The sequence below is a fragment of the Pedobacter sp. GW460-11-11-14-TSB4 genome, assembly GCF_059423705.1.
Genome location: NZ_JBWKYI010000021.1, coordinates 92,419 through 100,488 on the forward strand (window position 1 = coordinate 92,419; position 8,070 = coordinate 100,488).

General features: G+C 38.0%; 8 protein-coding genes. 3 read left to right on the forward strand and 5 right to left on the reverse strand.

Annotation, left to right across the window (positions count from 1 at the left end):
• Window positions 1-121 precede the first annotated feature (121 nt).
• Window positions 122-700, forward strand: coding sequence for a hypothetical protein (locus tag AC07YT_RS18590; RefSeq protein WP_494945458.1), 579 nt, complete (start codon window positions 122-124; stop codon window positions 698-700).
• A 145-nt stretch (window positions 701-845) separates the two neighbouring features.
• Entirely contained in the window at window positions 846-1,292 is a 447-nt protein-coding gene (locus tag AC07YT_RS18595; protein ID WP_029279950.1) for a KTSC domain-containing protein, read from the forward strand.
• A 523-nt stretch (window positions 1,293-1,815) separates the two neighbouring features.
• On the opposite strand, the gene AC07YT_RS18600 is transcribed toward AC07YT_RS18595, so the two are convergent.
• The 5 genes from AC07YT_RS18600 to AC07YT_RS18620 form a co-directional block, all read right to left on the reverse strand.
• A complete protein-coding gene (locus tag AC07YT_RS18600; protein ID WP_086549133.1) occupies window positions 1,816-2,109 on the reverse strand; it encodes a GIY-YIG nuclease family protein in 294 nt (97 codons plus the stop codon).
• A gap of 118 nt (window positions 2,110-2,227) precedes the next feature.
• Entirely contained in the window at window positions 2,228-2,953 is a 726-nt protein-coding gene (locus AC07YT_RS18605; protein WP_494945459.1) for a phytanoyl-CoA dioxygenase family protein, read from the reverse strand.
• 1 nt (window position 2,954) lies between these two features.
• A complete protein-coding gene (locus AC07YT_RS18610; RefSeq protein WP_086549134.1) occupies window positions 2,955-3,449 on the reverse strand; it encodes an SRPBCC family protein in 495 nt (164 codons plus the stop codon).
• An 18-nt stretch (window positions 3,450-3,467) separates the two neighbouring features.
• Window positions 3,468-4,577, reverse strand: a complete 1,110-nt coding sequence (locus AC07YT_RS18615) for a lactonase family protein (RefSeq protein ID WP_086549135.1) — start codon at window positions 4,575-4,577, stop codon at window positions 3,468-3,470.
• A 426-nt stretch (window positions 4,578-5,003) separates the two neighbouring features.
• Window positions 5,004-6,593, reverse strand: coding sequence for a pseudouridine synthase (locus tag AC07YT_RS18620; RefSeq protein ID WP_494945460.1), 1,590 nt, complete (start codon window positions 6,591-6,593; stop codon window positions 5,004-5,006).
• Window positions 6,594-6,856: 263 nt separating this feature from the next.
• Between AC07YT_RS18620 and AC07YT_RS18625 the strand changes: the two genes are divergently transcribed.
• Complete coding sequence (locus AC07YT_RS18625) at window positions 6,857-7,639, forward strand: lytic transglycosylase domain-containing protein (protein WP_086549138.1); 783 nt, start codon at window positions 6,857-6,859, stop codon at window positions 7,637-7,639.
• Window positions 7,640-8,070: the final 431 nt, after the last annotated feature.

Here is an 8,070-nt window from a genome sequence, read left to right on the forward strand (position 1 = left end):
TTGGCCATTCGATATAAATCGGATGGCTTTTTTGCGATATACATCAAGATAAATTGATTTGTAGATTTGATATTTTTCTTGCAGAGCATGAGATGTATATTTGATTCTTAAATATAAATCTATGCTTCATAATTTTTTTAAAAATATCTTTAAGAAAAAGTCATCTATTAAGCTTACCAAAAGCCAATACTGGAAAAAATTTGAACTCGTTGAGTTATTTGATGATTTATTCAAAGCGGAAAGATTGTTAAAAGATTTAATTCAAAGAAATATAGGTGGTGTTGAATTACAAAAATTTACTGATCTCTTTGTTGAAGAACTTTATTATATCCATGGTGATAATGTCCCTGACTTTACAAGTATTATGAATCTGTTTAGGCCTAATGGAGAATGGGATTCTTTTCAATTTTTGAAAGAATATAAGCTGGGAATAGAAATTTATAGTAGATCAAGTAGATGGAAGCGAAACCAGGGCTTTAAAGTGGGGTGCAAAGTATCATTAGAAGGCGAATTTGGTGTTGTATTAAACACTAACAATGGATATTGCGGATTAATTTGCTGGGATAGTGATGTTGAAGATGATACTGAAGATTGGAGGGGGATGTTCGAATCTTTTCAGGATATTGGCGGAGAGATAATTGATCCAGATTATAAATTCAAATTTATCAATGATGACGGCTCAAAAAAAAAGAGCTATTGAGAACACCTTAAAAAAGAAATACTTAGCAAAAGTAAACTTTCTCAAAATCAAATGATTATAAATCGTATCTTTGCGGCTTGAAACGGTTTGGCAGATAAAGATTCCTAAAATCATTTCAACAAAAAATAAAAAGAGGTTATCCCAAATGAAGAAAATAGTTGATTACAGAAAGCTTTTGAGCGTAGATAAAAATGCTGAGTTAAAAGAGCTTAAATCTGTGTACCGGACATTGATGAAAGATTGTCACCCTGATAAATTTCAGCAGGAAGAAGAGAAATTAGATGCAGAAGCCAGAAGTAAAGAAATTATCGAAGCTTACCATTTCCTGGTAAGTATTGCGCCAGAAACACGCGAACAGAATATCGAAACGTATACGCAAACAACAACATTATCGAATATTCAGGATTTCGAATACAAACAACAGGTTTTAAATATCCAGTTTTTTGATGGTAGTGCTTACGAATATTTCGATGTGCCAAAAGCAATCTACGTGAAATTGGTTAATGCCGATTCTCCGGGTCGTTTTGCCCGCAGACACATTTTTAACGAATTCCCTTACCGTAATGTTGCAAGGGTTGCAGAACCAGCATAAAATTGCTAAATACAATATTAGAATGGTCCCGGTGAAAATCGGGACCATTTTTTTGTTTTTTCGGGTCGTCATACAGATTTGTTTTAGCATCTATCATGCTATAAGATCCTGAGTTAAACTCAGGACGACGATCGGTTGGCAGGATTTTAATCTTGTTTAATCTATTCTTCACTGCTTCATGCTATTCTTGACTGCGTCATACTGAACTTGTTTCAGTATCTATCATGCTATGAAAGATCCTGAGATGAACTCAGGGACGATCGGTTGGCAGGATTTTAATCTTGTTTAATTTATTCTTCACTGCTTCATGCTATTCTTGACTGCGTCATACTGAACTTGTTTCAGTATCTATCATGCTAGGGAAGATCCTGAGATGAACTCAGGATGACGATCACGCAGGATTTAATCTTGGTTAATTTGTTCTTTACTGCGTCATGCTATTCTTGGTTGCGTCATACTGAACTTGTTTCAGTATCTATCATGCTAGGAAAGTCCGGAGTTAAACTGAGGACAGGAATCTTCTTTATTCAATGGTATTGAACAAATCGTCCCAATTAGGATTGCTTTGGTTAGTTAAATTTATCTTCCATGCCCTCCGCCAGTTTTTCAATTGCTTTTCTTTCGCAATGGCTTCCTCAATAGAATCGAACTGCTCATAATAAACGAGTCTATTACAATTGTATTTAGCTGTAAATGAATTAGGATGCTCCTTTTCTTTGTGCTCTACTATTCTGAAATATAAATCTGATGTTACGCCAATGTACAAAACTGTATGGGTATGATTCGTTAATATGTAAACGCAGCCACATCGTTCCATAACTTCTTTTGTTCTGTTTGATGCCGTAAAGATGCTGAAATAAATTAAGCATGACGACCGTGTAAGGGAACGGAACTTAATTTATTTACATGTTCTGTCATACTGAACGTGTTTCAGTCTACCACGTTAAGCTCAAATGTTCCGACCATTTTAATTCCTTCGGCAATAGCTGATTGCTGAATTCTAGATGAATCACCCTTCTTTTTTGGTTGTTTGTTGTTCTGTTCGAACTGTGTAAAAGAAGCGGTTTCATAATCATCACGCTGCCACTTGTTACATTGCAGCTCAGCTCTTTTTCTATGCTCCAGTCAATATTCTCCGGACGGTAAATGCCCTTGCTATGAGAGTTTGAAATTACTTTAAGTGCGCCGTTTTCTTCGTTGGTGTCGTCGAGATGAATGCGGATAGTAAAATTACTCTCCAGGATATTAAGCGGAGGTTGAACGGCAAACTGATTATGTTTCCTGGTGTAAGGTCCAAAGCCTGCTATTTCAGCCTTTTGATCAACTGAAATGGTTAAATCCTGGTGGTAGGATACAAACCAGTTTGAAGTTTCGGGTTTATCAAAATATATCGATTTAACAAGAAAATAATCTTCGCCAAAAATTTCTCTTATAATCTTTTTTAAGTTGTTGTTGAAGATTAAGCCAGTGCTGGCTGGAACTTCTTTTAAAAACTGACGTATCGCGAAAAGATCTTCCGATTTTCTAAAGGTTTCTTTAGTTGGATCTGTTTTGTCAATCGCCGCTAAGATATCTTCAATTTCCTGATCTGTAAATACATCATCTATCACCGAAAATCCTAATTCCTGAATTTCTCTTTCCTTCACCGCTAAATCCATCATCTCAATTATTCAGCATGGGTTTAAAGCGGTTATCCTTATTTCTTAAGTCCAGGCCACCTTCATAAACAGATTTTAGATTAACCAGATAGAAACTCCAGCCGTTGTGACAACCTAACCGAATGTTTCTTTTTGCCTGATCATTTAAAGGGATATTTTTTTGAGTCAACTCCACAATGGTGTATTCAAACTCTTCTCTAAGTTTAATATCAACCAAACATTCGCCAGCAAAAGTAAACTGAAGTTCATCTTTGCCATTGGCTTGGGTAATGCTGCCGGTTTCAATATCATCATACAGATACCAGATCCATTTGTATCGATCGCCCTTCAATACGTTTTGCGTTTTGTTGAGCAATACATTATTCTCGTCAGAAAATTCCGCCTCACTTAAAAACCATTTCTCAATTTCGTTGGCCTGTGTCCAGGCGTTATACAGGTCTTCAAGTTTTGCTTTAACGGCAATCCTGAGCGTGAATTTTGTCCAATCGAAGTTTTCCATTGGCTTAATTTTAGGTGATTAATTAAAAACCAAACAAACTGGCGCACCAACATCAATACGTTTACCGCTATCGCTTAATTTGCCTGTGGTTTTATTTCGCTTAAAAATAACGATGTTATTCGTGTATTGATGACCGATTAATAGAAATTTTCCGGTCGGATCGATGGTGAAGTTTCTTGGTCCTTTACCCAGTGTACTTACCGTTTCGATAAATTTCAATTTTCCTGTAGGCAGAACTGAAAAAGCAGAAATGCTATTGGCATCTCCACGGTTGGTTTCGTAAAGAAATTTTCCGTCAGCTGAAACATGGATATCAGCAGCATCAACTTTTCCAGTGAAATCTTTTGATGTAGTGCCAATCTCCTGGATTTTAGTTAAACTTCCGTTCGAATAAGCGAAAGCAGTTATACTCCCGTTAAATTCGTGCGCTAAATAGGCAAATTTTCCATTCGGGCTAAAAGTGATGTGCCTCGGGCCAGTACCTGCATTGGTTTTAATAACTGACTTAACGGTCAGAATATTTTCTTTTGCGGCAGGTTTGTAGTTGTAGATATAAATCCGATCTTCACCCAAATCGTTAACAATTAGGTGTTTATAATCTGGTGTGAATTTAACCATGTGTACGTGTGCGCTTTCTTGTCTGCCTTTTGGGTCGATACTTTTTCCGGTATGCTCGATGGTTTGTAAAGCTTCGGTTAAAGCCCCATCTGCTTTTCGTGAAAATATGGCCAAACTGCCGCCGCTATAATTGGCTACGATTACATTTTTGGCATCAACAGTAATAAAACATGGATCAGCGCCATGGCTATCTACCTTATTTAAAAAAGTTAAAGCGCCGCTTGCTGCGTTGTATTTAAAAGCACTTACGGTGCTGGTAGCCCCGGTTTCATTCACCACATAAACAAATTTCTGATCAGGAGAAACGGCCAGGTAACTCGGATTGGCCGTGTTTTTTGTAATGCTTTTTATCGTTGTGGCTGCAGTTGAAGCATTAAAATTATAGGTATATATCCCCTCGCTTTTTCCAGGTGCGGTATATGTACCAACAATGAGATTGTAATTAGCTTTTTGCGCAAATGTTAATGTTGACAATATAGAGAGTAGGAATAATGAACTAATTTTTTTCATGAAAAACGATATTGATTTTAGCAAATATGGGGAATTAAAATTTAATTCGCCACGGAGGCACAGAAGCGCCGAGAAATTTATTTATCGTTGTAGCGAGGCTCGTATTTGTAATGTGCAATACGTGACGATGCAATCGTCATGCTCAGTCATCCTCGTTTCAAACGAGGACGATAATGCTGAAGAACTAAAACAAAAAAGGCAACCATTAATGGATTCTAAATAATGGTCCTCATTCCCGCGCAGGCGGGAATCTTAATGTAGTCTACACGCCCTACCAAGGCATTACGATTCCCAATCAAGTTGGGAATGACGATACCTCGTATCCTGTTATATCCACTCCAACATTTTTCGGAAAAAAATGCTTGCTCACGATGAGATCTTGTTAGCAAGTAACAAAAAAGGCAACCATTGGTTGCCTCTTAAATTCTATTTTATTAAATGTTTAATCTGGATCAGTTCATGATCTTCAAGATAGCGCCATCTGCCACGAGGTAGGTCTTTCTTGGTTAAATTGCCATATACCACACGATCTAGTTTTTCTACATTGTAACCCAGGTGTTCGAAAATACGGCGAACAATTCTGTTTTTACCGCTGTGAATCTGGATGCCGATTTCTTTTTTGGTACCACCTGCCACATAAGAAATGTTATCAGGTTTAATCAATCCATCTTCCAGTTCTAAACCAAAAGCAATTTTGTTTAAATCGCCTTGTGATAAAGCCTTATCTAACTCAACATTATAAATTTTGGTGATACCGTTTTTAGGATGTGATAATTTATCCGCTAAATCACCATCGTTTGTCATTAATAATAAACCTGTGGTGTTGCGGTCTAAACGACCAACCGGATAAATACGCTCACGGCTTGCTTTGTCAACCAATTGCATTACTGTCCGGCGTTCCTGCGGATCGTCGGTAGTGGTGATGTAATCTTTTGGTTTGTTTAATAAAACGTAAACTTTTTTCTCGCGTTTCAATAACTCTCCGTTGTAACGCACTAAATCTTTTGCCGGGTCAACTTTATGCCCTAATTCGGTAATGGCTTCTCCGTTTACGGTAATAATGCCGGCAGCAATTAACTCATCGGCCTTACGGCGAGAGCAGATGCCTGCATTTGAAATATATCTGTTCAGGCGAATTAAGCCTTTATCTTCATTTGTTTTGCGGCCCTGGGTAATTACAGTCCGCTCCGGGCGGTTAAATTCTGTATCTCTTGGTTGGGCTTCCTCACGTTTTCTAAACGGACGGGTATCGCCTTCTCTCGGCTCTCTAGGCTTTACATCTCTTGAACTTCCAGCACTTGGCTTGAAATCATCTGATTTGCCCCTTGATTTGTACTCTTTGTAACCACCTTCTCTAGGTTTGAAATCTCTCGGTCCGCCATCTTTCGATTTGAAATCACGGTCGCCTGTTCTTGGCTTGTAATCTCTCGGTCCGCCTTCTCTGGATTTAAAGTCGCGGTCGCCAGTTCTCGGTTTAAAATCTCTCGAATCTCCATCCTTAGATTTGAAATCGCGTTCTCCTGTTCTTGGCTTATAATCTCTTGCACCACCTTCTCTTGGTTTAAAATCTCTGTCTCCTGTTCTTGGTTTGTAATCTCTCGCTCCGCCATCTCTCGATTTAAAATCACGGTCTCCGGTTCTTGGTTTATAATCTCTCGATCCACCTTCTCTGGATTTGAAGCTGCGGTCTTCTGATTTTGAGTTGTTATCTTTTGATTTAAATTCGCGGTCTCCAAATTTGAATCCTTTCGACTCTCCATCTTTCGATTTAAAATCACGGTCTCCTGTTCTTGGCCTGAAGTCTTTTTTGTCTCCGAAAGATTTTGATTTGAAATCTTTACCGTCTGCGCTTCTGGGTTTGAAGCCCTCTTTTGAATCGGATGATTTTTTGAATTTGCTGTCTTTGTCGTCTGATCTTCTTCTGTCAGACCCGGCCGAACTACTTCTGCCTTCTGTTTTTCGACTGCCTGGTTTGGACTTGTCATCCCGACTGTTCCTGTTGTTTTTATTTATCATGATACGCTTTTAACCACATTAAAAATGCGGGTTGCAAATTTATGAAAAATTGATGAACATAACAATTTTCAGAGCGGAAAAATTAGATAAAAAAATAGCCTCTAAAATAGAAAAATTCGCCTGAAAATCAAAATTTAAAATCCACGTTTAAAGTACTTTAAGGGCTGATTTTGGAGGGTATTTTTGTAACTGTTTGATAATGTGCTTATTATTTTTTACCTTTGCCAACGTTTTTATATAAGTTCACCAAAAAAAGGAGGAAAATGTTAAAGAAACACATCGTACCATTTGCGGTAGTGGCAACACTATTTATCTTGGCAAAAGTGTTCGCTTACCAAATGCCCTTAGCACAAAAAAGTCTTTTAAAAGAAGAAAAATTAAACACTACAATACCCAAATCTGATAGCCTGGAAGTTGAAAGCGCGCAAAAGCCGCTATCTTTAATGGCACAGTTAAATTTTGCAGAAGAAACCCTGCCCTTAGGCGATAAAAAGGTAGAACGCAAAATGAAAAAAATCCTTGCAGCACACAGTTACGGAAATACACAAACCAATCAATTGCATGCGAAAGCAGCAAAATGGTTTCCGGTAATTGAGCCTATTCTCGCTGCGTACGGAATTCCCAACGATTTTAAGTATTTGGCCCTGGTCGAATCTGGAATGGCGGAAGGAGTTTCTCCAAAAGGTGCAGCCGGAATCTGGCAGTTTATGCCTGGCACAGCCCGTACCTACGGATTAAGAGTAAACGGAAATGTTGATGAACGCTATAATCTGCGCAAATCGACAATTGCTGCCTGCAAATACATTAAAGAAATGTATAAAGGTTTAGAAAGCTGGACCTTGGTAGCTGCGGCTTACAATGTTGGCGACGGACGCCTGCGCAAGCAGATCAATAATCAAAATCAGGATAATTACTACAAAATGAAGCTGAACCGTGAAACGGGTGGCTATGTTTATAAAGTGATTTCTATGAAACAGATTATGGAGCACCCGAAACGTTACGGTTACGAAAAACCGAGATTATTATTGGCCTACAACGCCGAGTAATATAATTAAGATAAAGACAAGCATTTGGTAAGGCGTCCCGGTTTTAAATCGGGACGCTTTTTTTTTGGAAACTGATCACACAGATTGTCGGATTACATAGATTTGTTTTTTTACTAAACGCTAACCACTAATTTTTTTTAGAGCTATAGATTGATAGGAGAATTTTTCATGCATCACGCTAACTAATGAACCAATGACCAATGAACTAATGACCAATGAACCAATAAATATTTAGCCGCGGAGGCACGGATCAACACGAAATAGTTTTACCATATGAGGAATAGAAGGTCATTTAAGTGTATGTGTGTCTAGATGCATTGGTCATTTATTATATGCTTTTCATTATTATCAAACACAAAATATCAAATCAGTGTTTTTCCTAAACCCTAAACCCTAAACCCTAAACCCTAAACCCTAAACCCTAAACCCTA

What these genes read in the sequence shown, in the direction of transcription:
- AC07YT_RS18590 (WP_494945458.1), top strand. Translation starts at nt 122, where the DNA reads ATGCTTCATAATTTTTTTAAAAATATCTTTAAGAAAAAGTCATCTATT.
- AC07YT_RS18595 (WP_029279950.1), top strand. Translation starts at nt 846, where the DNA reads ATGAAGAAAATAGTTGATTACAGAAAGCTTTTGAGCGTAGATAAAAAT.
- AC07YT_RS18600 (WP_086549133.1), bottom strand. Translation starts at nt 2,109, where the DNA reads ATGGAACGATGTGGCTGCGTTTACATATTAACGAATCATACCCATACA.
- AC07YT_RS18605 (WP_494945459.1), bottom strand. Translation starts at nt 2,953, where the DNA reads ATGATGGATTTAGCGGTGAAGGAAAGAGAAATTCAGGAATTAGGATTT.
- AC07YT_RS18610 (WP_086549134.1), bottom strand. Translation starts at nt 3,449, where the DNA reads ATGGAAAACTTCGATTGGACAAAATTCACGCTCAGGATTGCCGTTAAA.
- AC07YT_RS18615 (WP_086549135.1), bottom strand. Translation starts at nt 4,577, where the DNA reads ATGAAAAAAATTAGTTCATTATTCCTACTCTCTATATTGTCAACATTA.
- AC07YT_RS18620 (WP_494945460.1), bottom strand. Translation starts at nt 6,593, where the DNA reads ATGATAAATAAAAACAACAGGAACAGTCGGGATGACAAGTCCAAACCA.
- AC07YT_RS18625 (WP_086549138.1), top strand. Translation starts at nt 6,857, where the DNA reads ATGTTAAAGAAACACATCGTACCATTTGCGGTAGTGGCAACACTATTT.